This is a genomic window from Salmonella enterica subsp. diarizonae (genome assembly GCF_008692785.1).
In the GTDB taxonomy this organism is placed as follows: Bacteria; Pseudomonadota; Gammaproteobacteria; order Enterobacterales; family Enterobacteriaceae; genus Salmonella; species Salmonella diarizonae.
Map to the genome: position 1 here is coordinate 155,791 of NZ_VXJV01000001.1, position 23,759 is coordinate 179,549.

The window sequence follows — 23,759 nt, forward strand, 5'->3', positions numbered from 1 at the left end:
AGGAGAGTCGCTAATGAATACCAATAAAGCTTTAATGCAACGCCGTCATAACGCCGTTCCCCGCGGCGTGGGTCAGATTCACCCGATTTTCGCCGAGCGGGCGGAAAATTGTCGGGTCTGGGATGTCGAAGGCCGTGAGTATCTCGATTTCGCGGGCGGCATTGCCGTCCTGAACACCGGTCATTTACATCCGGGCATTGTTTCAGCGGTCGAAGCGCAATTGAAGAAATTGTCGCATACCTGCTTTCAGGTGCTGGCCTATGAGCCATACCTGGCGTTGTGCGAACGCATGAACCAGAAAGTACCGGGCGATTTCGCCAAAAAAACGTTGTTGGTCACGACCGGTTCCGAAGCGGTTGAAAACGCGGTGAAAATCGCCCGCGCGGCGACTAAACGCAGCGGCGCTATCGCTTTTAGCGGCGCTTACCACGGTCGTACCCACTACACGCTCTCTCTGACCGGGAAAGTACACCCATACTCCGCTGGCATGGGATTGATGCCAGGCCATGTCTACCGCGCGCTTTATCCTTGCCCGCTGCACAACATCAGCGACGACGACGCGATCGCCAGCATTGAACGCATCTTTAAAAATGATGCCGCGCCGGAAGATATCGCCGCCATTATTATTGAGCCGGTACAGGGCGAAGGCGGATTTTACGCCGCCTCTCCCGCGTTTATGCAGCGACTGCGCGCGCTATGCGACCAACACGGCATTATGCTGATCGCCGATGAAGTACAAAGCGGCGCGGGCCGGACCGGTACTCTGTTCGCCATGGAACAGATGGGCGTTGCGGCAGATATTACCACTTTTGCGAAATCGATCGCCGGCGGCTTTCCGCTGGCAGGCGTCACCGGTCGGGCAGACGTGATGGACGCCATCGCGCCGGGCGGTCTGGGCGGCACCTATGCCGGAAACCCGATTGCCTGCGCCGCCGCGCTGGCGGTACTGGACATTTTCGAACAGGAAAATCTGCTGCAAAAGGCGAATACGCTTGGCAAAACGCTACGCGATGGCCTGATGGAGATAGCGGAAACGCACCGTGAGATTGGCGACGTTCGCGGACTGGGTGCCATGATCGCCATTGAGTTGTTCGAAAATGGCGACCCCGGCAAACCGAACGCGACTCTGACCGCCGACATTGTAGCCCGCGCCCGCGATAAAGGGTTAATTTTGCTCTCCTGCGGTCCTTACTACAACATCTTGCGCATCCTCGTTCCACTCACCATTGACGCCTCGCAGATTCGGCAAGGTCTGGAGATTATCGCCCAGTGCTTTGATGAGGCGAAACAAGCGTAATGTCCAATAAGCAGCGTCGGATGGCGACGTAACTGTCTTATCCGGCCTACAAAAACCGTTCCGATTGTAGGCCGAATAAGCGAGGCGCCATCCGGTAAACGAGCGCAATAACAATAAAGAGGTTTTAGGATGGGGCAATTGTCAGAATCACATGCATTAGGGGGCGGGCTGAAATCACGCCACGTCACCATGTTATCGATCGCCGGCGTCATCGGCGCCAGCCTGTTTGTCGGTTCCAGCGTGGCGATTGCGGAAGCCGGGCCTGCGGTACTGCTGGCCTATCTGTTCGCGGGACTTTTGGTCGTCATGATTATGCGAATGCTGGCTGAAATGGCCGTCGCCACGCCGGATACCGGTTCTTTTTCCACCTATGCGGATAAAGCGATCGGCCCCTGGGCCGGGTATACCATCGGCTGGTTATACTGGTGGTTTTGGGTGCTGGTTATTCCGCTGGAGGCCAATATTGCCGCCATTATTCTGAATTCATGGATACCGGGTATTCCGGTCTGGCTATTTTCATTAGTGATTACGCTTGCCTTAACCGGAAGTAATTTATTGAGCGTCAAAAATTACGGCGAATTCGAATTCTGGCTGGCGCTGTGTAAAGTGATTGCCATTCTGGCGTTTATCGCGCTGGGCGCGGCGGCGATTAGCGGTTTTTATCCGTATGCTGAGGTAAGCGGTATCTCCCGGCTGTGGGATCACGGCGGTTTTATGCCTAACGGCTTCGGCGCGGTGTTAAGCGCCATGTTGATCACCATGTTCTCTTTTATGGGTGCGGAGATTGTCACTATTGCTGCCGCAGAATCCGATACGCCGGATAAACATATCGTACGCGCCACCAATTCTGTTATCTGGCGAATTTCCATCTTTTACCTGTGTTCCATTTTTGTGGTGGTGGCGCTGATCCCGTGGAATATGCCAGGCCTGAAAAGCGTAGGCTCATACCGCTCGGTACTGGAGCTGCTTCATATTCCACACGCAAAATTCATTATGGACTGCGTGATTTTGTTGTCGGTGACCAGTTGTCTGAACTCCGCATTATATACCGCGTCCCGGATGCTCTATTCCCTTAGCCGCCGCGGCGATGCGCCTGCGATAATGGGAAAAACTAACCGTAGCAAAACGCCCTGGGTGGCGGTTCTCCTCTCTACCGGCGCGGCGTTTTTAACCGTTATCGTCAATTATTACGCCCCGGCAAAAGTGTTTAAATTTCTCATCGACAGTTCCGGTGCCATCGCGCTGCTGGTCTATCTGGTGATTGCGATTTCGCAATTACGGATGCGTAAAATTCTGCTGGCGCAGGGCGGAGAAATTAAGCTGAAAATGTGGCTCTATCCGTGGCTCACCTGGCTGGTTATCGGCTTTATCTGCTTTGTCCTGGTGGTGATGCTATTTCGACCGGCACAACAATTAGAAGTCATTTCGACGGGGCTGTTAGGGCTGGGAATTATATGTACCGTGCCCATTATGTCTCGCTGGAAAAAACTGATAAGGTGGCAAAAAGCCCCCTTGCAAACCCTACGTTAGCGTTATTCCCGGCGTCAGCCGGGAAGCTTCTCAGGAGTAAAAGATGACCGCCCTTTCCCAACCGACGGCCATAGATGGATATCGCTGGCTGAAAAATGACATTATTCGTGGCACTTATCAGCCGGATGAAAAACTGCGGATGAGTTTATTAACCTCCCGCTATGCGCTCGGCGTAGGGCCGCTGCGCGAGGCGCTGTCACAACTGGTAGCGGAACGGCTGGTCACCGTGGTGAATCAAAAAGGCTATCGCGTGGCCTCCATGTCAGAGGCGGAACTCCTCGATATTTTTGACGCGCGCGCCAATATGGAAGCGATGCTGGTGCGCCTGGCGATTGAACGCGGCGATGATGCGTGGGAGGCGGAGATCCTGGCGCGAGCGCATATGCTCAGCAAACTGGAAGCCAGCGATGCCAGTGAGCATATGCTCGATGAATGGGATCAGCGCCACCAGGCGTTTCATTCCGCGATTGTCGCCGGGTGCGGCTCCCACTATCTGCTACAGATGCGCGAACGATTATTCGACCTGGCGGCCCGCTACCGCTTTATTTGGTTACGTGAAACCGTCCTGTCTGTCGAGATGCTGGAAGATAAACATATCCAGCATCACACGCTAACAGAAGCGATACTGGCGCGCGAGGCGTCACGCGCCAGCGAATTAATGCGTCAGCATTTGCTGACGCCGATTCCCATTATTCGCCAGGCGATGACAGGAAAAATGCTGCCAGGAGTGACCTGATAGCCATTACTCTTCAGGAATACGCAACACTTGTCCCGGGTATATTTTTTCCGGGCTTTTCAGCATCGGTTTATTTGCCTCGAAGATTTTATTATACAGATTGGCGTTACCATACACTTGCTTTGAAATAGCGCTCAAGGTGTCGCCTGATTTTACGGTATAAAACTGACTTTCAGCCGTGGGCGTCGTGGTTTTAACCTGATCGTCAACGCTGCTAATCCCGGCGATATTCCCCACAGCAACCAGAATTTTTTCTTTTGCCTCCTGACTCAACCCATCACCCGTGACTGTCGCTTTTCCATCGGCAATTTGCACATTCACTTTGTCAGCGTCGGGTATCCCCGTTTTATTTAAATGTTCCTGGACTTTTTTCGCCTGTTCGTCCTTATCATGATTCGCGGTTACCGCGTCCCAGAGTTTTTCACCTGCATCTTTTACAAAATTGAAGAGACCCATATTCACCTCGCTTGTCAAAAATATACACAGAGAAAAGTGTAGCAGAGGGAATGAGGTTATCCTGATAAGCGGCGCTTACGCGCCGCCGGTGGCCGATAATTAATGACGCATCTGAACCCAAAATGCGTGGATAAGTCCCGGAATATATCCGAGTAATGTCAGCAGGATATTAAGGATAAATGCCCAACCGAACCCTTTTCCTAAAAGCACGCCGAGCGGAGGCAAAATAATCGTAAACACAATTCTCCAGAACCCCATATACACTCCATACAAGCAAAATTAGTCATTGTTTAAAAAGAGATTTTATCTCTAAGCATAGTCAGTTTACCTGAGCCTGCCAGTCGCGCATCGCGCTTTTACCCTCCTTTACGCTCTTTACGCTGGCATTAGGTTGACGTTTATTTTAGAATTAACTAAATTTAGAAAATTCTTAAATAACGATGACAGAGCTTGAACAACTTCAGGCCAGCGCAGAACAGGCGGCGGCCCTGCTCAAAGCGATGAGCCACCCAAAAAGATTACTGATTTTATGTATGCTTTGTGGTTCGCCCAAAACCAGTGCAGGCGAACTGGTGCGCATTACCGGGCTAAGCCCCTCCGCGACGTCGCAACATCTGGCGCGGATGCGGGAAGAAGGACTGATTGATAGTCAACGCGATGCCCAGCGCATTTACTATTTCATTAAAAATGAGGCGGTTAATACGCTTATCGCCACGTTAAAGAATCTCTATTGTCCATAAGGAGGCACGATGTCCATTGGGATAGTTTCCCCCCGTGAGGCGCAAGCGCTGATAGCGCAAGGCGCGAAACTGATTGATGTGCGCGACGCCGACGAATATCTGCGCGAGCATATTCCACACGCACAACTGGCGCCGCTCTCCCGGCTTGAACAAGGCGCTTTGCCCGCCAACCTGCGAGCGGAACAGATTATTTTTCACTGTCAGTCAGGTAAGCGAACCAGCAGCAATGCGGCAAAACTACAGGCCATTGCCGCCCCTGCTCAGGTCAGTTTACTGGAAGGCGGCATCGACGGATGGAAAGCGGCAGGATTGCCCGTCACAGAAGACAAATCGCAACCGCTGCCGCTGATGCGTCAGGTGCAAATCGCCGCCGGCGGGTTGACGTTACTTGGGGTGATTCTGGGCTATACGATCCACGGCGGCTTTTTCCTCATTAGCGGTTTTGTCGGCGCCGGGTTAATGCTGGCAGGCATGACAGGCTTCTGCGGAATGGCGCGACTACTGGAAAAAATGCCCTGGAATACCCGTACTCATTAAGCGGTACATTCACCGCACATTGGTAAGTTTATAGTAGACTGAATCCGAGCTTATGGCTTTCGTTTAACTGTGTTCTAGTCAGTTTATAATAGAGTGAATCCGTGTTTATAACATCATTCAACAGGAGGATGTATGTTCGCTCCCGGTGATATAGTACAGCCCCGAATGGGAGGGCCGAAACTGAAAGTCATTGAAGTGAATGAGGATCAAATTGTTGCCGTACAGGCCTGCAATGAGCAGGGCGAAAAATTGACGCTCAAAGCGGTGGACGTCACCCTTTATTCTGAAGAAGATGATTTTGGCCTGTGCTGATTTATCAAAATGATAATGGCGCAACGTTTCCTGATGGTCATGCCGGAGTTACCGTTAATAGAGATCGGAAACGAAGCGCCATTTGTTAAATACAATCCGTGCTTAAATTAAGAAATCATCCAGGGATTTCCCCGCAGCCAGCGCCTGGGCAATCGGTTTAGGCGTACGACCTTGTCCGGTCCAGGTTTTTTCTTCGCCATTGAAATCGGTAAAACGATATTTTGCCGGACGCGGCTGGCGCTTCTTAGCTGAACGCGGCATCGCTGAATCCATCGCAAATAACTCTTCCGGGTTAATACCGTCTGCTTTCATCAGCTCCAGAAAGGTATTAATTTTCTCTTGCTTCTCCGCAAGCTGGCGTTGCTGCAATTCCTCTTCTTCGCGTCTTTCTTTAGTGACAGCCCTGAATTTTTCGAGCATTTCTTCAAGGACGTCAATGGAGAATTCGCGAGCCATAGCACGCAGCGTACGGATATTATTTAAGTTCTGTAACATCAGATTCATATCAATAAAAACCTTTTAACGCAGAAAACAAAAAACTATTACAGGCAGTATTGTATGCCATTATGAATTATATTTCCAGAGCCTGAAGTTCATACAGATATACCCAGAGGGAATCGATTAATTATATTAATCCGTTAACTTGACGGCTATATTCATTCCCTCCATGTATTTCAGGTTATCCTGTCTGCAGTATATCTGTAGGTTTCCCGTTCGGCTGTTTATAGCGTATTGCACATCTCAGTAACAGCGGCAACCCCCACTGTGGCCGACTTCATGTAAAATGAATATTTCATCACAATAACAGACTAATCATTCAAATCTGGTCATCAGAGCTTTATGCTAAAAAACACCCAACAACAACCTTAATTATGCTGGAAAATGACGAGAACGTTCCGTTAGCCGAGAGTACATGGCATCTGACAACATTCAGAATACTGCTGAAAATCGCCAGAAAAACAGTGCATTATAATATATTGATTTAAAAAGAATTAGTTATCACCAACAACGAAAATCCCGTTGCGAGCAAAAAACAAACAACCACAGAGTATTTTATCGACAAAAAGCCCATAAATAAAAACTTTACACTAGTTGATAGTTACTATCCAGGAACATACTCTATGCAAAAGCAAAAGTGCTTCGTGATTTCACTACAAACCATAACCTCATTCTGATTGATACGTTACAAGGAGCATTGACATGTTCTCTCCACAGTCACGCTTGCGTCATGCCGTAGCAGACACGTTTGCGATGGTTGTTTACTGTTCTGTTGTGAACATGTTGATCGAGATATTCCTCTCCGGAATGAGCTTTGAGCAGTCGCTTTCTTCCAGGCTGGTGGCGATACCTGTCAACATTTTGATTGCATGGCCATACGGCGTTTATCGCGATCTGATTATGCGCGTCGCGCGTAAGGCAAGCCCGGCTGGATGGGCAAAAAGCCTGGCGGATATATTGGCTTATGTCACCTTTCAATCACCCGTTTATATTATCATTTTGCTGACCGTCGGCGCCGGCTGGCACCAGATAATAGCCGCCGTGAGTTCAAACATTATCGTTTCAATGTTAATGGGCGCGGTTTATGGCTACTTCCTGGATTATTGTCGTCGCCTGTTTAAAGTGAGCAGCTATCATCAGGCTAAGGCGTAAGTTAGCGTCGCGACTGGCGTTGCCAGTCGCGCTTTTAGTTGGTTTTTTCGTCGCCAAATAGCCCATTCAGATAACGTTCTAACGCTATTCGTGAGCTAAAGCCGTGGGGAATACCGTAATGTTCGTGGGTCTCGCCGCCTAAATAGAGCGGAAAATTTTGGTAGTGATCGCAGGTTTTAATATCCGAAGCCGGGTCAGCCAGTGATGAGCTTCGGTCTTTTAATCTGGGGTGAATGATCAACGCGGTACGCCCCATACGCGCCTCGCGGTTAACATAAACATAATTCTCGCCGCGTCGATAACCATACGTCTTATTCGTCACCACATCGACGGTAAACCCTGCCTTTTCCAGTACGCGCGCCACCTCGTCAGGTCGTAAATACATATTTTATCCTCATTCTCTTTTACTGCGGGCTTACCTTACCCGATAGACCGTTATCAGCGCTTTCAGAAAAGTCCAGAAACGCAATGATATCGCCGTAACGAACCTCAGCAGGTAAAAATATGAACTACACTGAAAGCTACATCGAAATCAATGGAGGATCATATGCTTAACAAACCGAACCGAAACGACGTCGATGATGGTGTTCAGGATATTCAGAATGATGTCAATCGATTAGCCGACAGTCTGGAAGATGTCCTTAAATCCTGGGGAAGCGATGCGAAAGACGAAGCCGAGGCTGCGCGACGTAAAGCACAGGCGCTGCTGAAAGAGACCCGAGCGCGGATGCATGGCCGTACTCGCGTAAAACAAGCCGCTTGTGATGCAATGGGGTGCGCGGATACGTTTGTGCGTGAAAAACCCTGGTGTAGCGTAGGAACCGCCGCAGCGGTAGGTATTTTTATCGGGGCGCTGCTCAGCCTGCGTCGCTAACGGCGTGCGCTGCCGGATGGCGACATACTTTATTTGGCCTGCATCATTGCCGCAGGCCAGAGTCGTGCCATTCGGCGAAACAGTTACTGTATCGCCTGTCGAAGCTGCCATGCGACCTGTTTCGCCATGGCAGCGGAAGTAATATTAGTAAACGACAGTAAAATGCCCCCCTTTCCTGCCGAAATCACTCGCCAGCGGCTTAGCGCCTGTACCGCCAGTTCCGCCTGATTCGCCTTCGCTACCTGCGCTTTATCATCACCTTCAACCTCAATAACCAATTGAATGCCGCCTTTCTGTAAAGTCACAACAAACCCCTGTTCTGCCAACGCCTCCTCTATCCATAACCGTCGCTGAGCATAATGTTGACGCATCTTTTTCAGATGTCGCCAGAAATGGCCATCATGGATAAAATCAGCCAGCGTGTGCTGCCATAACAACGGTACGCTGCAGGGCATCAGCGACACCTGTTGCCGGAAATGCTCAATCTGCTTTATCGGCACCACCAGCCAGGCGGTACGTAATGCCGGAAAGAACGACTTACTGAACGTTCCGGCGTAAATCACGCGCTGCGGGGCATCCAGACTCTTGAGCGGCGGAAGCGGTTTACCGTGATAACGAAATTCGCTGTCGTAGTCATCTTCAATAATCCAGGCCTGCACATTCGCCGCCCATGCCAGAAGTTGCCGTCGGCGAGTTAACGACAGCGCTACACCCAACGGACTTTGATGGGCGGGCGTCACCAATACAAAGCGCCCTTGCGGGCAATCCCGCATCCCCGCCGCGACATTCAGCCCATCGGCATCGACCGGAATCGGCGCCAGCGTAACCCCCTCCTGAGTTATCACCGGGCGAATTAACGGAAAGCCGGGATCTTCCACCCACATGCTGTCTCCCGGCACAGACAATGTACGCAGGATTAGCCGCATAGAATCCGCATAACCGGAGGTAATAAATACCTGCTCCGGCAGACATTCAATGCTACGCGAAACCCGCAGGTAATCGACTATCGCCTGGCGCAAAATCGCCTCGCCGCAGACGTCGCCTAATGCCAGATCGAAGCGCGTCTGCGTGCGCAACCGACGCCCCATTACTCGCGCCCACTTTTCGCGCGGAAAGAGATCCAGCGCCGGTAACCCCATCTGAAAGGGTTTCGGCTCCGGACTTTCTCCGGCAAAAACAGCGGGTATCGGCGGCGCCGTCTCAAACCGTAGAGCGTTGCTCACAAACGTGCCTGCCTGGCCACGTCGCTCCAGCCAGCCCTGCGCCACCAGCTCGCCATAGGCATTTTCCACCGTGGCGCGAGAAACGCCCAGTTCCTGCGCCCACGTCCTACTGGAAGGCAAGCGCGTTCCGGGCGCGAGTTCTCCTTGCTCAATGGCCGTTTTTAACTGACGAGCGATGTGCTGATAGCGCGGCATATGGTCTGCTTTTTCTGTAAAAATATGGCTCTCTTTTACAGACCATTATAGTGCTACAGTGCTCGTCATCAACACGAGGAGAAACATGATGACGACGTTACGCCAACCCTATTATGAACTGAGCCCGGAGGTTTACAGCGCTCTGGTGCAGGCGAAAAACGCGCTGGAAAAGAGCACGCTTGACCCTACCCTGATGGAGCTGATTTACCTGCGCATTTCGCAAATTAATGGTTGTGCATTTTGTCTGGAGATGCACAGTAAGACCCTGCGTAAGGCTGGCGTGAATCAAGCTAAACTGGATGCACTGGCAGGCTGGCGGGTAAGTCACCATTTCAGCGAGCAAGAGTGTACGGCGTTAGCCTGGGCGGAATCGGTGACGCACATTGCTGAAACCCACGCTGAAGATAATGTTTATCTGCCGCTGCTCGCTCACTTTAGCGCGCGTGAAATCAGCGATCTGACCTTCGCCATCGGTTTGATGAACTGCTTTAACCGTCTGGCGATCGGTATGCGCATGTGACGCATTTTTGCTGAATGGCGCTGATGCTATCCGGCTCTGTTATGCGTGAACCTGTAGGCCGGATCGGGCGTTCACGCCGCCATCCGGCAAAAATTAGCCATGCCATCCCTACCCCGCTGTGTTCATCAGCGACGTTAAAATTAATCGGAAATTCCCATATCTTGTATGGTTGAATCTTAATTCAACTACATCTAGTATTGCCTGTATCAGCACACGACAACCCGACGCGTTTCATCGCGCCGTTTTCTCATTCTAAACGGAAATACGAATCATGAGCATTACTATTTACACTCGCAATAACTGTGTTCAGTGCCACGCCACGAAACGGGCGATGGAAAGCCGTGGATTTGAATTTGAGATGGTGAACGTCGACCTGGTGCCGGATGCAGCGGATACGCTCCGGGCGCAAGGGTTTCGTCAATTACCGGTGGTGATGGCGGGCGATTTGAGCTGGTCTGGCTTCCGCCCGGACATGATTAACCGTCTGCATACAACGCCTCACGCGGCAAGCGCATGAGCGCGCTCGTCTACTTCTCCAGCAGCTCTGAAAATACGCACCGCTTTATGCAGCGTCTGGGGCTGCCCGCCACGCGTATTCCACTCAATGAACGGGAGCGAATTCGGGTAGACGAGCCGTACATTCTGGTTGTGCCGTCATACGGCGGCGGCGGGATGGCCGGTGCGGTGCCACGACAGGTGATCCGCTTTTTAAATGATGAACACAACCGGGCGCGCATTCGCGGCGTCATCGCCTCCGGTAATCGCAATTTCGGCGATGCCTGGGGATGTGCTGGCGATGTGATAGCACAAAAATGCGGCGTACCCTGGCTGTACCGCTTTGAGCTCATGGGCACACAACGCGACATCGATAACGTCCGAAAAGGAGTAAATGAATTTTGGCAACAACAACCCCGGAGCGCGTAATGCAGGAAACAATGGATTACCACGCTCTGAACGCGATGCTGAATCTTTATGATAAAGCAGGCCATATTCAGTTCGACAAGGACCAGCAGGCGGTCGATGCCTTCTTTGCCGCCCACGTCCTCCCACATTCCGTGACGTTTGCCAGCCAGCATGAACGTCTGGACACGCTGGTTCAGGAAGGTTATTACGATGACGCGGTCCTCGCGCGTTACGACCGCGCCTTCGTCCTCAGCCTGTTCGACCACGCTCACGCCAGCGGCTTTCGCTTCCAGACGTTTCTTGGCGCCTGGAAGTTCTATACCAGTTACACGCTGAAAACCTTCGACGGCAAACGTTATCTGGAACACTTTGAAGATCGGGTGACAATGGTGGCGCTGACGCTGGCGCAGGGTGACGAAACGCTGGCCACCCAACTGACCGATGAAATGCTTTCTGGTCGCTTCCAGCCCGCCACCCCGACTTTTTTAAATTGCGGTAAACAACAGCGTGGGGAACTGGTCTCCTGCTTCCTGCTCCGTATCGAAGACAATATGGAGTCGATCGGGCGGGCGGTGAACTCGGCGCTGCAACTCTCCAAACGCGGCGGCGGCGTCGCATTTTTACTCTCCAATCTGCGCGAGGCGGGCGCGCCGATCAAACGCATTGAGAATCAATCGTCCGGCGTGATCCCGGTGATGAAAATGCTGGAAGACGCGTTTTCGTATGCCAACCAGCTCGGCGCGCGCCAGGGGGCCGGCGCGGTTTATCTCCATGCGCACCATCCGGATATTCTGCGTTTTCTGGATACCAAACGGGAAAACGCTGACGAAAAAATCCGGATCAAAACGCTCTCTCTCGGCGTGGTGATCCCGGACATCACCTTCCGGCTGGCGAAAGAAAACGCGCAAATGGCGCTCTTTTCGCCCTATGACGTACAACGACGCTACGGCAAACCGTTTGGCGATATCGCCATTAGCGAACGGTACGATAAATTAATTGCCGATCCGCACGTGCGTAAAACCTATATTAACGCCCGTGACTTTTTTCAAACACTGGCAGAGATTCAGTTCGAATCCGGGTATCCCTACATCATGTTTGAAGATACGGTAAACCGCGCGAATCCGATTGCCGGTCGCATTAATATGAGCAACCTGTGCTCGGAAATTTTACAGGTCAATAGCGCTTCCCGTTACGACGATAACCTTGACTATACCCACATCGGGCATGACATCTCCTGCAATCTCGGCTCGTTGAATATCGCTCACGTCATGGATTCACCGGACATTGGCCGTACCGTAGAAACCGCTATTCGCGGCCTGACAGCGGTCTCAGACATGAGCCATATACACAGCGTGCCCTCAATAGCCGCCGGTAATGCCGCCTCTCATGCCATCGGTCTGGGCCAGATGAATCTGCATGGCTATCTGGCAAGGGAAGGAATTGCCTACGGTTCGCCGGAGGCGTTGGATTTCACCAATTTCTATTTTTACACCATTACCTGGCATGCCGTGCACACTTCAATGCGGCTGGCCCGTGAACGCGGCAAAACCTTCGCCGGATTTGCGCAGTCGCGCTATGCCAGCGGCGACTATTTTACGCAGTATTTACAGGACGACTGGCAACCGAAAACGGCGAAAGTCAGGGCGCTATTTGCCCGCAGTGGCATTACGCTGCCCACACGAGAAATGTGGATAAAGCTGCGCGACGATGTGATGCGCTATGGCATCTATAACCAAAATTTGCAGGCGGTGCCGCCGACCGGTTCGATTTCTTACATTAATCATGCGACCTCCAGCATTCATCCGATTGTGGCAAAAATTGAGATTCGCAAAGAGGGCAAAACCGGGCGTGTGTATTACCCCGCGCCGTTTATGACCAATGAAAATCTGGATATGTATCAGGATGCTTACGATATCGGTCCGGAAAAAATTATTGATACCTATGCCGAAGCCACGCGCCACGTCGATCAAGGGCTGTCGCTCACCCTGTTTTTCCCCGATACCGCCACGACCCGCGATATAAACAAAGCGCAGATCTATGCCTGGCGAAAAGGTATTAAGTCACTGTATTACATCCGGCTTCGCCAGTTGGCGCTGGAAGGTACTGAAATTGAAGGCTGCGTATCCTGCGCGCTATAAGGAAAGCAATATGAAATTATCTCGTATTAGCGCCATCAACTGGAACACGATCCAGGACGACAAAGATCTGGAGGTGTGGAACCGTCTGACCAGTAATTTCTGGCTGCCGGAAAAAGTGCCGTTATCGAATGATATTCCGGCCTGGCAGACGCTGAGCGCCGCCGAACAGCAGCTCACCATTCGCGTGTTTACTGGCCTCACGCTGCTCGATACTATCCAGAACATCGCAGGCGCGCCGTCGTTGATGGCGGATGCCATCACGCCGCATGAAGAGGCAGTGCTGTCGAACATCAGCTTTATGGAAGCGGTACACGCCCGCTCTTACAGTTCTATTTTTTCCACTCTGTGCCAGACAAAAGATGTTGATGCCGCCTACGCCTGGAGCGAAGAAAACCCGCCGCTACAGCGTAAGGCGCAGATTATTTTGGCTCATTACGTCAGCGATGAACCACTAAAGAAAAAGATTGCCAGCGTCTTTCTGGAGTCTTTTCTGTTCTATTCCGGCTTCTGGCTGCCGATGTATTTCTCCAGCCGCGGTAAGCTCACGAACACTGCCGACCTGATTCGTTTAATCATTCGCGATGAAGCGGTTCACGGTTATTATATTGGCTATAAATATCAGATCGCGCTACAAAAACTATCGACAATCGAGCGTGAAGAGTTAAAGCTTTTTGCGCTGGATTTGCTGATGGAACTGTACGATAACGAAATCCGCTACACAGAAGTTTTATATGCGGAAACCGGCTGGGTTGACGACGTCAAAGCCTTCTTGTGCTACAACGCTAATAAAGCCTTAATGAACCTGGGTTATGAGGCGTTATTTCCGCCGGAGATGGCAGACGTGAATCCCGCGATCCTTTCCGCGCTCTCGCCGAATGCCGACGAAAACCACGATTTCTTTTCCGGATCAGGTTCATCTTATGTGATGGGAAAAGCAGTCGAAACCGAAGACGAAGACTGGAATTTTTAACCTTATGGGTATGGGAAATAACGTTACATTTCCCATGCCATTATTTCAAGCAATGTTGAGTTAAATCGCGCAAATATTACAGCATGTTCTACACTCAATACGAGTGACATTATTCGCCTGGATTTCCCCAATTCAGGTGGATTTTTGATGGTTATCACAAAAAATATCTTCTCCACCTCATTCGCGCTCAGCCCTTATATCATGGGAAATCACAGCCAATAGCATCTCGCAATATTCATGCCAGAAGCAAATTCAGGGTTGTCTCAGATTCTGAGTATGTTAGGGTAGAAAAAGGTAACTATTTCCATCAGGTAACATATCGACATAAGTAAATAACAGGAATCATTCTATTGCATGGCAATTAAATTAGAAGTGAAGAATCTGTATAAAATATTTGGAGAGCATCCGCAACGCGCCTTCAAATATATTGAAAAGGGACTATCGAAAGAGCAAATACTGGAAAAAACGGGGCTATCGCTTGGCGTTAAAGACGCCAGTCTGGCCATTGAAGAAGGCGAGATATTTGTCATCATGGGATTATCCGGCTCGGGTAAATCCACAATGGTACGCCTTCTCAATCGCCTGATTGAACCCACCCGCGGACAGGTATTGATCGACGGCGTTGATATTGCAAAAATATCAGACGCTGAGCTTCGCGAGGTGCGCAGGAAAAAGATTGCGATGGTCTTCCAGTCATTTGCGCTCATGCCGCATATGACGGTGCTGGATAATACGGCATTCGGTATGGAATTAGCGGGCATCGCGGCGCAAGAGCGTCGTGAAAAAGCGCTGGAAGCCTTGCGTCAGGTGGGGCTTGAGAATTACGCTCATGCCTATCCGGATGAACTTTCCGGTGGGATGCGTCAGCGTGTTGGACTTGCCCGCGCGCTGGCAATCAACCCTGACATCTTATTAATGGATGAAGCGTTTTCCGCCCTCGATCCATTAATTCGTACCGAAATGCAGGATGAGCTGGTGAAATTACAGGCGAAACATCAGCGTACCATTGTCTTTATTTCCCACGATCTTGATGAGGCTATGCGTATTGGCGACAGGATTGCCATTATGCAAAATGGCGAGGTCGTACAGGTTGGTACGCCGGATGAGATCCTGAATAATCCGGCAAATGATTATGTCCGCACGTTCTTCCGTGGCGTGGATATTAGTCAGGTCTTTAGCGCCAAAGATATTGCCCGTCGCAGTCCGGTCGGATTAATTCGTAAAACGCCAGGTTTTGGTCCCCGTTCGGCACTGAAATTATTACAGGATGAAGACCGTGAATATGGTTACGTCATTGAACGTGGTAATAAATTCGTGGGCGTCGTGTCTATCGACTCATTAAAAGCGGCATTAAGTCAGGCGCAAGGGATTGAAGCTGCGCTTATCGACGACCCTTTAGTCGTTGATGCGCAAACCCCACTCAGCGAGTTACTCTCTCACGTCGGTCAGGCGCCCTGCGCGGTGCCGGTTGTCGATGAAGAACACCAGTATGTTGGCATTATTTCAAAACGTATGTTGCTACAGGCTTTAGATCGCGAGGGGGGAAACAATGGCTGATCAAACGAATCCGTGGGACACCGCACAGGTGGCGGATACTACGGCGCAAACGGCTGATGCCTGGGGAACACCGGCAGGCGTAGCCACGGATGGCGGCAGTGCCGACTGGCTGAACAACGGGCCAGCACCAGCGCCTGAACACTTTTCTCTTCTGGACCCGTTCCATAAAACGCTGATCCCGCTGGATAGCTGGGTCACCGAGGGAATCGACTGGGTCGTCACCCATTTCCGCCCCCTTTTTCAGGGGATTCGTGTGCCGGTGGATTACATCCTTAACGCTTTTCAGCAACTGCTGCTGGGAATGCCCGCCCCTGTGGCGATTATTCTCTTCGCGCTGATTGCCTGGCAGGTTTCCGGCATGGGCATGGGGATCGCGGCGCTGATATCGCTGATCGCGATCGGTGCGATCGGCGCCTGGTCGCAGGCGATGATTACCCTGGCGCTGGTGCTGACCGCCCTGTTGTTCTGCGTCATGATCGGATTACCGATGGGAATCTGGCTGGCGCGCAGCCCGCGCGCAGCCAAAATAGTTCGTCCGCTGCTGGATGCGATGCAGACTACGCCCGCGTTCGTCTATCTGGTGCCGATTGTCATGTTATTCGGCATCGGTAACGTGCCGGGCGTCGTGGTGACGATTATTTTTGCTCTACCGCCGATTGTACGCCTGACGATCCTGGGCATTAACCAGGTGCCTGCCGACTTAATTGAAGCGTCGCGCTCGTTCGGCGCCAGCCCGCGCCAAATGCTGTTCAAAGTGCAACTACCGCTGGCGATGCCCACCATTATGGCAGGCGTCAATCAGACGCTGATGCTGGCCCTCTCGATGGTGGTGATCGCCTCGATGATTGCGGTCGGCGGACTTGGCCAGATGGTACTACGCGGCATTGGTCGTCTTGATATGGGGCTGGCAACCGTCGGCGGCGTCGGCATTGTGATCCTCGCTATCATTCTTGACCGTCTGACGCAGGCTGTCGGGCGCGACTCGCGTAGCCGCGGCAACCGTCGCTGGTATACCACTGGTCCTGTTGGGCTAATCACCCGCCCTTTCGTTAAGTAACTCTCCTGTCGCCCGGTAACGCTACGCTTACCGGGCTTACAACTCCCTACCATAATTAAAGGAACAACGATGCGACATACCGTGATATTTGCCTCAGCGTTTGCCACCCTTGTCACCGCCAGCGCTTTCGCTGCCGACCTGCCTGGCAAAGGCATTACCGTCCAACCTATTCAAAGCACTATTTCTGAAGAATCCTTCCAGACGTTACTGGTCAGCCGGGCGCTGGAAAAGTTGGGCTATACCGTAAATAAACCAAGTGAAGTCGATTACAACGTAGGCTATACCTCCATCGCCTCTGGCGATGCGACGTTTACCGCCGTAAACTGGCAGCCGCTGCATGATGATATGTATGCCGCGGCAGGCGGAGACAAAAAGTTTTACCGCGAGGGTGTCTTCGTCTCCGGCGCTGCGCAGGGGTATCTGATCGATAAAAAAACCGCCGAGCAGTACAACATCACCAATATCGCTCAGCTAAAAGATCCGAAAATCGCCAAAATCTTCGATACCAATGGCGACGGAAAAGCGGACATGATGGGCTGCTCGCCGGGCTGGGGCTGCGAAGCCGTGATCAATCACCAGAATAAAGCGTTTGATCTCGAAAAAACCGTTGAGGTCAGCCACGGTAACTATGCAGCGATGATGGCTGATACCATTACCCGTTTTAAAGAAGGCAAGCCGGTACTGTATTACACCTGGACGCCATACTGGGTGAGCGACGTAATGAAGCCGGGTAAAGATGTCATCTGGCTACAGGTGCCGTTCTCCTCCCTGCCGGGCGAACAGAAAAATATTGAGACTAAACTGCCGAACGGCGCGAACTATGGGTTCCCCGTCAATACCATGCATATTGTCGCCAATAAGACATGGGCGGAGAAAAACCCGGCGGCGGCGAAACTGTTCGCCATCATGAAGCTGCCGCTGGCGGATATCAACGCGCAGAACGCCATGATGCATGCTGGTAAATCGTCTGAAGCCGATGTTCAGGGACACGTGGATGGCTGGATCAACGCCCACCAGCAGCAGTTTGACGGCTGGGTGAAAGAAGCGCTGGCCGCGCAGAAATAATATCGTTTTTATGCCGGATAGCGGCGCAGTTCATGCGCCGCTATCCGGCCTACTCAATCTCTCCTCAAACCGCACAATTCATCACGTCACCGTTCCCCTTTATTCATCAACATCCGCTATGATTGTTTTCCCAAGAAATGATTACCTGAGTCACGATTACCATAATGACGAAACCCAATCATGGGCTTAGCCCGGCGCTGATCGTTTTAATGTCTGTGGCCACTGGTCTGGCGGTCGCCAGCAACTACTACGCCCAGCCGCTGCTTGATACCATCGCGCATCACTTTTCGCTTTCCGCCAGCTCCGCAGGGTTTATCGTTACCGCCGCGCAGTTGGGCTATGCCGCTGGCCTGTTGTTTCTGGTGCCGCTCGGCGACATGTTTGAACGCCGAATGCTGATTGTCTCTATGACATTGCTGGCGGCAGGCGGAATGCTGATCACCGCCAGTAGTCAGTCGCTTAGCATGATGATCCTCGGAACGGCCTTAACCGGATTGTTCTCCGTGGTAGCGCAGATTCTGGTTCCGCTGGCCGCCACGCTTGCGACGCCCGACACCCGCGGCAAAGTGGTCGGCACCATTATGAGCGGCCTGTTGCTGGGGATACTGCTGGCGCGAACGGTCGCCGGACTGCTGGCAAACCTCGGCGGTTGGCGCACCGTATTTTGGGTAGCGTCGGCACTGATGGCACTGATGGCCGTCGCGTTGTGGCGCGGGCTGCCAAAGCTCAAATCCGACACCCATCTTAACTACCCGCAACTGTTGGGTTCCGTATTCAGCCTGTTTATTCACGATAAGCTGCTACGTACCCGCGCGCTGCTGGGCTGTCTGACCTTTGCTAATTTCAGCATTCTCTGGACTTCGATGGCCTTTTTACTCGCCGCGCCGCCGTTTAGCTACTCTGAGGGGATGATAGGCCTGTTTGGCCTGGCAGGGGCCGCCGGCGCTTTAGGCGCGCGTCCGGCTGGCGGATTTGCCGATAAAGGTAAATCGCACCTCACCACCACGGTCGGCTTACTGCTGCTATTACTCTCCTGGCTGGCTATCTGGCTTGGGCACACCTCAGTACTGGCGCTGATTATTGGCATTCTGATACTGGACCTCACGGTTCAGGGGGTACATATCACCAATCAGACGGTTATCTATCGTTTGCATCCAGATGCGCGTAACCGGCTCACCGCCGGCTATATGACCAGCTACTTTATCGGTGGCGCCGCGGGGTCGCTGATTTCCGCCTCCGCCTGGCAACATGCCGGCTGGGCCGGCGTTTGTCTGGCGGGTGTCACGGTAGCCCTACTTAATTTACTGGTCTGGTGGCGAGGTTTTCACCGACAGGAAGCCGTAAATTAAGCGGATAGTGAGCGTTTACCTTTGTTTAAGCTCCTTAGGGTGTTAAGGAGCTCCCCAGTCTGTTAAGGTTATGCTATTCATTTATCATGGTTATTTTTATACCGGTGAAGAATAATATAATTCTATGGAAAGCCCTGCATCCCCATCTGCTCCCAGGCCAATAGCGCCTGTTCAAGGATTCGAAGGTCGTTTACCGATAGCTATCCGTGATATTCCGGTAGCGTTTGCATTGGGTTATAAGGCCATTTACCTGGCTTTCGCCCCTCCCGCTTCTTGTTCTCTCCTGACTTTTTCATGCAGGCGCCCACGCTTTTCTCATCATTCCTGGATTCGCCACAGGCGGCGCTTTACCGGGCCCAATGTTCCCGCTGATGTCTCAGTCTGCGTATCATTGTCTGTTTTATAACCTGAAAGAATGATTTTGTATTAATAATACATTTACTTTATTTGTCACTGTCGTTACTATATCGGCTGAAATTAATGAGGTCATGCCCAAATGGATAGTTCGTTTACGCCCATTGAACAAATGCTAAAATTTCGCGCCAGCCGTCACGAAGACTTTCCTTATCAGGAAATTCTTTTGACCCGCCTTTGTATGCACATGCAAGGCAAGCTCCTGGAAAACCGCAATAAAATGCTGAAGGCTCAAGGGATTAACGAGACGTTGTTTATGGCGTTGATTACGCTGGAGTCTCAGGAAAACCACAGTATTCAGCCGTCTGAATTAAGCTGCGCGCTGGGTTCATCTCGCACCAATGCGACGCGCATTGCAGATGAACTGGAAAAACGAGGCTGGATTGAGCGTCGTGAGAGCGATAACGACCGCCGTTGCTTGCATCTGCAATTAACGGAGAAAGGTCAGGCATTTTTGCAAGAAGTGCTTCCGCCTCAGCATCATTGTCTGCATCAACTCTGGTCATCACTTAGCACTGCCGAAAAAGATCAACTTGAGCACATCACTCGTAAGCTCCTGACACGTCTTGATCAAATGGAGCAGGAAGGCACTGTTCTTGAGGCGCTGCGCTAACGCGCCGACCCGCTCAAACATCCAGATTAATAACAGGAAAGCGGACAGGCCAGCATGCGTTACTGCTGGCCTTTCTGACAACAGGTCGGTTCAGCCGATGTGAATAATAAGATCGTGGAGAACAACATGAGCGCAAATGCGGAGATCCAACCCCCGCAGCAATCGGCTAAGAAGAAAGGCAAACGCAAAACAGCGCTGCTACTTCTTACCTTGCTCTTTATTATTATTGCCGTGGCATATGGAATTTATTGGTTTTTAGTATTGCGTCATATTGAAGAGACAGATGATGCTTACGTGGCAGGGAACCAGGTTCAAATCATGGCGCAGGTGTCAGGCAGCGTGACGAAAGTCTGGGCTGATAACACCGACTTTGTAAAAGAGGGCGATGTTCTGGTCACGCTCGATCAGACCGACGCCAAACAGGCGTTTGAAAAATCCAAAACGGCGCTGGCCTCCAGCGTGCGCCAGACGCACCAGTTGATGATTAACAGCAAGCAGTTGCAGGCGAATATCGACGTGCGAAAAACCGCCCTGGCGCAAGCGCAAAGCGACCTTAACCGCCGTGTGCCGCTGGGTAATGCCAACCTTATTGGCCGTGAAGAGCTGCAACACGCCCGCGATGCCGTCGCCAGCGCACAGGCACAACTGGATGTCGCCATTCAACAGTACAATGCCAATCAGGCAATGATACTCAACAGTAAACTGGAAGATCAGCCTGCGGTTCAACAAGCGGCGACCGAAGTGCGTAACGCCTGGCTGGCGCTGGAGCGTACCCGCATCGTCAGTCCGATGACCGGTTACGTCTCCCGCCGCGCCGTCCAGCCAGGCGCGCAGATCAGCCCCACCACGCCGCTGATGGCCGTCGTGCCTGCAACCGATCTGTGGGTGGACGCTAACTTTAAAGAGACCCAATTAGCGAATATGCGCATTGGGCAGCCAGTTACGATTATTACCGATATTTATGGTGACGACGTAAAATACACCGGTAAAGTCGTCGGTCTGGATATGGGGACAGGCAGCGCCTTCTCCCTGCTGCCAGCACAAAATGCGACGGGTAACTGGATTAAAGTGGTTCAACGTCTGCCAGTACGCGTCGAACTGGACGCCCGCCAGTTAGAACAACATCCGCTGCGTATTGGTTTATCGACGCTGGTAACTGTGGACACTGCTAACCGCGACGGTCAGGTACTGGCCAGCCAGGTACGAACGACGCCGGTTGCCGAAAGTAACGCACGCGAAATTAATCTCGCGCCGGTCAATAAACTGATCGACGACATCGTGCAGGCTAACGCGGGTTAATCCTGAGGTGCGTGTGATGCAACAGCAAAAACCGCTGGAAGGCGCGCAGCTCGTCATCATGACGATCGCGCTGTCGCTGGCGACATTCATGCAGGTGCTGGACTCCACCATTGCCAACGTGGCGATTCCCACCATCGCCGGGAACCTGGGTTCTTCCCTAAGCCAGGGGACATGGGTTATCACCTCTTTCGGGGTGGCGAACGCCATCTCGATTCCCTTAACCGGCTGGCTGGCAAAACGCTTTGGCGAAGTCAAACTGTTCATGTGGTCGACGGTCGCCTTTGCCGCGGCTTCATGGGCCTGTGGCGTATCCAGCAGCCTGAATATGCTGATCTTCTTCCGCGTGGTGCAGGGCGTGGTCGCCGGGCCGTTGATTCCGCTCTCGCAAAGCCTGCTGCTGAATAACTATCCGCCTGCGAAGCGCTCCATTGCGCTGGCGCTCTGGTCAATGACCGTCATTGTCGCGCCGATTTGCGGCCCGATACTGGGGGGCTACATCAGCGATAACTACCATTGGGGATGGATTTTCTTCATCAACGTGCCGATTGGCGTTGTCGTCGTCCTGATGACGTTACAAACGCTGCGCGGACGTGAAACGCGCACCGAACGACGGCGTATTGACGCCATCGGTCTGGCGCTACTGGTGATTGGCATCGGCAGCCTGCAAATCATGCTCGATCGCGGTAAAGAGCTGGACTGGTTCTCTTCGCAGGAAATTATCATCCTGACCGTGGTAGCCGTAATCGCCATCAGTTTCCTGATTGTCTGGGAGCTGACCGACGATCACCCTATCGTCGATCTTTCTCTTTTTAAATCGCGTAACTTCACTATCGGGTGCTTGTGCATCAGCCTTGCTTATATGCTCTATTTCGGCGCCATTGTTCTGCTGCCGCAGCTTCTGCAAGAGGTGTACGGCTATACCGCAACGTGGGCAGGTCTGGCGTCCGCGCCGGTCGGCATTATTCCGGTAATTTTGTCGCCGATTATCGGACGCTTCGCGCATAAACTGGATATGCGCAGGCTGGTCACGTTCAGCTTTATTATGTACGCCGTTTGTTTTTACTGGCGCGCCTGGACGTTCGAACCGGGTATGGATTTCGGCGCTTCCGCATGGCCGCAGTTTATTCAGGGATTTGCCGTCGCCTGCTTCTTTATGCCGCTGACCACCATTACGCTCTCCGGGCTACCGCCCGAACGACTGGCGGCGGCATCAAGTCTGTCGAACTTCACGCGAACGCTGGCAGGGTCCATCGGCACCTCGATTACCACCACCATGTGGACCGATCGTGAGTCGCTACACCATGCTCAGTTAACGGAGTCGGTCACGGCGTATAATCCAAACGCTCAGGCTATGTACGATAAGCTGGAAGGCTTAGGGATGACGCACCAACAGGCGTCAGGCTGGATAGCCCAGCAAATCACGAATCAGGGGCTGATTATTTCCGCCAATGAAATTTTCTGGATGTCAGCCGGAATATTCCTGGTGCTGCTCGGCCTGGTCTGGTTCGCGAAACCGCCGTTCGGCGCGGGTGGCGGCGGAGGCGGCGCGCACTAATAAAAAAGCCAGTTCACATGAACTGGCTTTTTTTGCGCCGGGGAGTTATGCCGGATGGCGGCGTTGCCTTATCCGGCCTACGCAGCTCTTGCCCAACATGTAGGCCCGGTAAGCGTTAGCGTCACCGGGCAGTAAGGGCACGACTAAATGTGCAATTCCTGCAACTTCTCTTTCGGTAGCGCCAGCTCTGTATTGTTATTCACGCGAATATCACAGTCCAGAATATGGCGGGCGATTTCCTGCGCTTCGTTCAGGGAGTGCATCTGCCAGGTGCCGCACTGGTAAACGTTTAATTCCGGGATCTGGTTTTGATCCTGCACTTTCAATACGTCGGCCATTACCGCTTTCCACGCATCAGCAACGCGCTGCTCATCGGGCGTACCGATCAGACTCATGTAGAAACCGGTGCGACAGCCCATCGGCGAGATATCGATAATCTCTACGCCGTTACCGTTGAGGTGGTCGCGCATAAAGCCAGCAAACAGGTGCTCAAGAGTATGAATCCCTTTTTCCGGCATCACTTCTTTATTCGGGACGCAGAAACGCAGATCGAAAACGGTGATGGTATCACCATGCGGGGTATTCATCGTTTTTGCCACGCGTACCGCCGGCGCTTGCATCCGGGTATGATCGACTGCGAAGCTATCTAACAATGGCATTTAGTCACCTCCGATAATTTTTTAAAAATAAACTGAACTCTTTGTTCCGGGGCGAGTCTGAGTATATGAAAGACGCGCATTTGTTATCATCATCCCTGTTTTCAGCGATG

General features: G+C 52.2%; 26 protein-coding genes. 20 read left to right on the forward strand and 6 right to left on the reverse strand.

The window, feature by feature from the left end; translation table 11 throughout:
- Positions 1-13 precede the first annotated feature (13 nt).
- The 3 genes from gabT to csiR all read left to right on the forward strand — a co-directional run bounded on the left by gabT (position 14) and on the right by csiR (position 3,563).
- The gene (gene gabT / locus F4V72_RS00745) at positions 14-1,297 is read left to right on the forward strand and encodes a 4-aminobutyrate--2-oxoglutarate transaminase (protein WP_023184538.1); all 1,284 of its coding nucleotides are present in this window, start codon (positions 14-16) and stop codon (positions 1,295-1,297) included.
- Between the two features lie 129 nt (positions 1,298-1,426).
- Positions 1,427-2,827, forward strand: coding sequence for a GABA permease (gabP, locus tag F4V72_RS00750; RefSeq protein WP_023249012.1), 1,401 nt, complete (start codon positions 1,427-1,429; stop codon positions 2,825-2,827).
- 43 nt (positions 2,828-2,870) lie between these two features.
- Positions 2,871-3,563 carry a DNA-binding transcriptional regulator CsiR gene (gene csiR, locus F4V72_RS00755; protein ID WP_023249011.1) on the forward strand — a complete coding sequence of 231 codons (693 nt, stop codon included), beginning with the start codon at positions 2,871-2,873 and terminating at the stop codon, positions 3,561-3,563.
- A gap of 6 nt (positions 3,564-3,569) precedes the next feature.
- Here the strand turns inward: csiR and lysM are convergent, their stop codons facing one another.
- Together lysM and F4V72_RS00770 are read right to left on the reverse strand one after the other, a co-directional pair.
- A complete protein-coding gene (lysM, locus tag F4V72_RS00760; protein ID WP_070803729.1) occupies positions 3,570-4,019 on the reverse strand; it encodes a peptidoglycan-binding protein LysM in 450 nt (149 codons plus the stop codon).
- 99 nt (positions 4,020-4,118) lie between these two features.
- Entirely contained in the window at positions 4,119-4,277 is a 159-nt protein-coding gene (locus F4V72_RS00770) for a YqaE/Pmp3 family membrane protein (protein WP_000508175.1), read from the reverse strand.
- A gap of 182 nt (positions 4,278-4,459) precedes the next feature.
- Here F4V72_RS00770 and F4V72_RS00775 point away from each other — a divergent pair, with 182 nt between their 5' ends.
- The 3 genes from F4V72_RS00775 to F4V72_RS00785 all read left to right on the forward strand — a co-directional run bounded on the left by F4V72_RS00775 (position 4,460) and on the right by F4V72_RS00785 (position 5,608).
- Positions 4,460-4,759 carry an ArsR/SmtB family transcription factor gene (locus F4V72_RS00775; protein WP_070803730.1) on the forward strand — a complete coding sequence of 100 codons (300 nt, stop codon included), beginning with the start codon at positions 4,460-4,462 and terminating at the stop codon, positions 4,757-4,759.
- Positions 4,760-4,768: 9 nt separating this feature from the next.
- Complete coding sequence (locus F4V72_RS00780) at positions 4,769-5,296, forward strand: rhodanese family protein (RefSeq protein WP_023249008.1); 528 nt, start codon at positions 4,769-4,771, stop codon at positions 5,294-5,296.
- 132 nt (positions 5,297-5,428) lie between these two features.
- The gene (locus F4V72_RS00785; protein ID WP_136058066.1) at positions 5,429-5,608 is read left to right on the forward strand and encodes a hypothetical protein; all 180 of its coding nucleotides are present in this window, start codon (positions 5,429-5,431) and stop codon (positions 5,606-5,608) included.
- A gap of 102 nt (positions 5,609-5,710) precedes the next feature.
- Here the strand turns inward: F4V72_RS00785 and stpA are convergent, their stop codons facing one another.
- Positions 5,711-6,112 carry a DNA-binding protein StpA gene (gene stpA, locus F4V72_RS00790; RefSeq protein ID WP_023249006.1) on the reverse strand — a complete coding sequence of 134 codons (402 nt, stop codon included), beginning with the start codon at positions 6,110-6,112 and terminating at the stop codon, positions 5,711-5,713.
- A 696-nt stretch (positions 6,113-6,808) separates the two neighbouring features.
- Here stpA and alaE point away from each other — a divergent pair.
- Positions 6,809-7,258 (forward strand): L-alanine exporter AlaE, encoded by a 450-nt coding sequence (gene alaE, locus F4V72_RS00795; protein ID WP_023249005.1) that lies wholly within the window; start codon positions 6,809-6,811, stop codon positions 7,256-7,258.
- A 34-nt stretch (positions 7,259-7,292) separates the two neighbouring features.
- Here the strand turns inward: alaE and F4V72_RS00800 are convergent, their stop codons facing one another.
- Positions 7,293-7,643 carry a DUF2002 family protein gene (locus F4V72_RS00800; protein WP_023249004.1) on the reverse strand — a complete coding sequence of 117 codons (351 nt, stop codon included), beginning with the start codon at positions 7,641-7,643 and terminating at the stop codon, positions 7,293-7,295.
- Positions 7,644-7,805: 162 nt separating this feature from the next.
- Here F4V72_RS00800 and F4V72_RS00805 point away from each other — a divergent pair, with 162 nt between their 5' ends.
- A complete protein-coding gene (locus tag F4V72_RS00805) occupies positions 7,806-8,132 on the forward strand; it encodes a DUF883 domain-containing protein (protein WP_001650455.1) in 327 nt (108 codons plus the stop codon).
- 83 nt (positions 8,133-8,215) lie between these two features.
- Here the strand turns inward: F4V72_RS00805 and F4V72_RS00810 are convergent, their stop codons facing one another.
- Positions 8,216-9,550: a PLP-dependent aminotransferase family protein gene (locus F4V72_RS00810; protein WP_063390727.1), complete on the reverse strand. Its 1,335-nt coding sequence runs from the start codon at positions 9,548-9,550 to the stop codon at positions 8,216-8,218.
- Positions 9,551-9,638: 88 nt separating this feature from the next.
- Here F4V72_RS00810 and F4V72_RS00815 point away from each other — a divergent pair, with 88 nt between their 5' ends.
- From F4V72_RS00815 to emrB, 12 genes are all read left to right on the forward strand, one after another.
- Positions 9,639-10,070, forward strand: a complete 432-nt coding sequence (locus F4V72_RS00815) for a carboxymuconolactone decarboxylase family protein (protein ID WP_053509013.1) — start codon at positions 9,639-9,641, stop codon at positions 10,068-10,070.
- A 271-nt stretch (positions 10,071-10,341) separates the two neighbouring features.
- Positions 10,342-10,587, forward strand: coding sequence for a glutaredoxin-like protein NrdH (nrdH, locus tag F4V72_RS00825; protein ID WP_023249001.1), 246 nt, complete (start codon positions 10,342-10,344; stop codon positions 10,585-10,587).
- Positions 10,584-10,994, forward strand: coding sequence for a class Ib ribonucleoside-diphosphate reductase assembly flavoprotein NrdI (nrdI, locus tag F4V72_RS00830; RefSeq protein WP_053509016.1), 411 nt, complete (start codon positions 10,584-10,586; stop codon positions 10,992-10,994). The genes nrdH and nrdI overlap by 4 nt, the downstream gene beginning before the upstream one ends.
- Positions 10,967-13,111: a class 1b ribonucleoside-diphosphate reductase subunit alpha gene (gene nrdE, locus F4V72_RS00835; RefSeq protein WP_114049029.1), complete on the forward strand. Its 2,145-nt coding sequence runs from the start codon at positions 10,967-10,969 to the stop codon at positions 13,109-13,111. The genes nrdI and nrdE overlap by 28 nt, the downstream gene beginning before the upstream one ends.
- Positions 13,112-13,121: 10 nt before the next feature.
- Positions 13,122-14,081: a class 1b ribonucleoside-diphosphate reductase subunit beta gene (gene nrdF / locus F4V72_RS00840; RefSeq protein WP_023248998.1), complete on the forward strand. Its 960-nt coding sequence runs from the start codon at positions 13,122-13,124 to the stop codon at positions 14,079-14,081.
- A 354-nt stretch (positions 14,082-14,435) separates the two neighbouring features.
- A complete protein-coding gene (gene proV, locus F4V72_RS00845) occupies positions 14,436-15,638 on the forward strand; it encodes a glycine betaine/L-proline ABC transporter ATP-binding protein ProV (RefSeq protein WP_023248997.1) in 1,203 nt (400 codons plus the stop codon).
- Positions 15,631-16,695, forward strand: a complete 1,065-nt coding sequence (gene proW / locus F4V72_RS00850; protein ID WP_023248996.1) for a glycine betaine/L-proline ABC transporter permease ProW — start codon at positions 15,631-15,633, stop codon at positions 16,693-16,695. The genes proV and proW overlap by 8 nt, the downstream gene beginning before the upstream one ends.
- 69 nt (positions 16,696-16,764) lie before the next feature.
- Positions 16,765-17,760 carry a glycine betaine/L-proline ABC transporter substrate-binding protein ProX gene (proX, locus tag F4V72_RS00855; protein WP_023248995.1) on the forward strand — a complete coding sequence of 332 codons (996 nt, stop codon included), beginning with the start codon at positions 16,765-16,767 and terminating at the stop codon, positions 17,758-17,760.
- 164 nt (positions 17,761-17,924) lie between these two features.
- A complete protein-coding gene (locus tag F4V72_RS00860) occupies positions 17,925-19,109 on the forward strand; it encodes an MFS transporter (RefSeq protein ID WP_023248994.1) in 1,185 nt (394 codons plus the stop codon).
- Between the two features lie 496 nt (positions 19,110-19,605).
- Positions 19,606-20,136 (forward strand): transcriptional repressor MprA, encoded by a 531-nt coding sequence (mprA, locus tag F4V72_RS00865; protein WP_000378431.1) that lies wholly within the window; start codon positions 19,606-19,608, stop codon positions 20,134-20,136.
- A gap of 126 nt (positions 20,137-20,262) precedes the next feature.
- Entirely contained in the window at positions 20,263-21,435 is a 1,173-nt protein-coding gene (gene emrA / locus F4V72_RS00870; RefSeq protein WP_023248993.1) for a multidrug efflux MFS transporter periplasmic adaptor subunit EmrA, read from the forward strand.
- A gap of 16 nt (positions 21,436-21,451) precedes the next feature.
- The gene (gene emrB / locus F4V72_RS00875) at positions 21,452-22,990 is read left to right on the forward strand and encodes a multidrug efflux MFS transporter permease subunit EmrB (protein ID WP_023248992.1); all 1,539 of its coding nucleotides are present in this window, start codon (positions 21,452-21,454) and stop codon (positions 22,988-22,990) included.
- Positions 22,991-23,133: 143 nt separating this feature from the next.
- Here the strand turns inward: emrB and luxS are convergent, their stop codons facing one another.
- Positions 23,134-23,649, reverse strand: a complete 516-nt coding sequence (gene luxS, locus F4V72_RS00880; protein ID WP_136058065.1) for an S-ribosylhomocysteine lyase — start codon at positions 23,647-23,649, stop codon at positions 23,134-23,136.
- Positions 23,650-23,759 lie beyond the last annotated feature (110 nt).

What these genes read in the sequence shown, in the direction of transcription:
- gabT (WP_023184538.1), top strand. Translation starts at nt 14, where the DNA reads ATGAATACCAATAAAGCTTTAATGCAACGCCGTCATAACGCCGTTCCC.
- gabP (WP_023249012.1), top strand. Translation starts at nt 1,427, where the DNA reads ATGGGGCAATTGTCAGAATCACATGCATTAGGGGGCGGGCTGAAATCA.
- csiR (WP_023249011.1), top strand. Translation starts at nt 2,871, where the DNA reads ATGACCGCCCTTTCCCAACCGACGGCCATAGATGGATATCGCTGGCTG.
- lysM (WP_070803729.1), bottom strand. Translation starts at nt 4,019, where the DNA reads ATGGGTCTCTTCAATTTTGTAAAAGATGCAGGTGAAAAACTCTGGGAC.
- F4V72_RS00770 (WP_000508175.1), bottom strand. Translation starts at nt 4,277, where the DNA reads ATGGGGTTCTGGAGAATTGTGTTTACGATTATTTTGCCTCCGCTCGGC.
- F4V72_RS00775 (WP_070803730.1), top strand. Translation starts at nt 4,460, where the DNA reads ATGACAGAGCTTGAACAACTTCAGGCCAGCGCAGAACAGGCGGCGGCC.
- F4V72_RS00780 (WP_023249008.1), top strand. Translation starts at nt 4,769, where the DNA reads ATGTCCATTGGGATAGTTTCCCCCCGTGAGGCGCAAGCGCTGATAGCG.
- F4V72_RS00785 (WP_136058066.1), top strand. Translation starts at nt 5,429, where the DNA reads ATGTTCGCTCCCGGTGATATAGTACAGCCCCGAATGGGAGGGCCGAAA.
- stpA (WP_023249006.1), bottom strand. Translation starts at nt 6,112, where the DNA reads ATGAATCTGATGTTACAGAACTTAAATAATATCCGTACGCTGCGTGCT.
- alaE (WP_023249005.1), top strand. Translation starts at nt 6,809, where the DNA reads ATGTTCTCTCCACAGTCACGCTTGCGTCATGCCGTAGCAGACACGTTT.
- F4V72_RS00800 (WP_023249004.1), bottom strand. Translation starts at nt 7,643, where the DNA reads ATGTATTTACGACCTGACGAGGTGGCGCGCGTACTGGAAAAGGCAGGG.
- F4V72_RS00805 (WP_001650455.1), top strand. Translation starts at nt 7,806, where the DNA reads ATGCTTAACAAACCGAACCGAAACGACGTCGATGATGGTGTTCAGGAT.
- F4V72_RS00810 (WP_063390727.1), bottom strand. Translation starts at nt 9,550, where the DNA reads ATGCCGCGCTATCAGCACATCGCTCGTCAGTTAAAAACGGCCATTGAG.
- F4V72_RS00815 (WP_053509013.1), top strand. Translation starts at nt 9,639, where the DNA reads ATGACGACGTTACGCCAACCCTATTATGAACTGAGCCCGGAGGTTTAC.
- nrdH (WP_023249001.1), top strand. Translation starts at nt 10,342, where the DNA reads ATGAGCATTACTATTTACACTCGCAATAACTGTGTTCAGTGCCACGCC.
- nrdI (WP_053509016.1), top strand. Translation starts at nt 10,584, where the DNA reads ATGAGCGCGCTCGTCTACTTCTCCAGCAGCTCTGAAAATACGCACCGC.
- nrdF (WP_023248998.1), top strand. Translation starts at nt 13,122, where the DNA reads ATGAAATTATCTCGTATTAGCGCCATCAACTGGAACACGATCCAGGAC.
- proV (WP_023248997.1), top strand. Translation starts at nt 14,436, where the DNA reads ATGGCAATTAAATTAGAAGTGAAGAATCTGTATAAAATATTTGGAGAG.
- proW (WP_023248996.1), top strand. Translation starts at nt 15,631, where the DNA reads ATGGCTGATCAAACGAATCCGTGGGACACCGCACAGGTGGCGGATACT.
- proX (WP_023248995.1), top strand. Translation starts at nt 16,765, where the DNA reads ATGCGACATACCGTGATATTTGCCTCAGCGTTTGCCACCCTTGTCACC.
- F4V72_RS00860 (WP_023248994.1), top strand. Translation starts at nt 17,925, where the DNA reads ATGACGAAACCCAATCATGGGCTTAGCCCGGCGCTGATCGTTTTAATG.
- mprA (WP_000378431.1), top strand. Translation starts at nt 19,606, where the DNA reads ATGGATAGTTCGTTTACGCCCATTGAACAAATGCTAAAATTTCGCGCC.
- emrA (WP_023248993.1), top strand. Translation starts at nt 20,263, where the DNA reads ATGAGCGCAAATGCGGAGATCCAACCCCCGCAGCAATCGGCTAAGAAG.
- emrB (WP_023248992.1), top strand. Translation starts at nt 21,452, where the DNA reads ATGCAACAGCAAAAACCGCTGGAAGGCGCGCAGCTCGTCATCATGACG.
- luxS (WP_136058065.1), bottom strand. Translation starts at nt 23,649, where the DNA reads ATGCCATTGTTAGATAGCTTCGCAGTCGATCATACCCGGATGCAAGCG.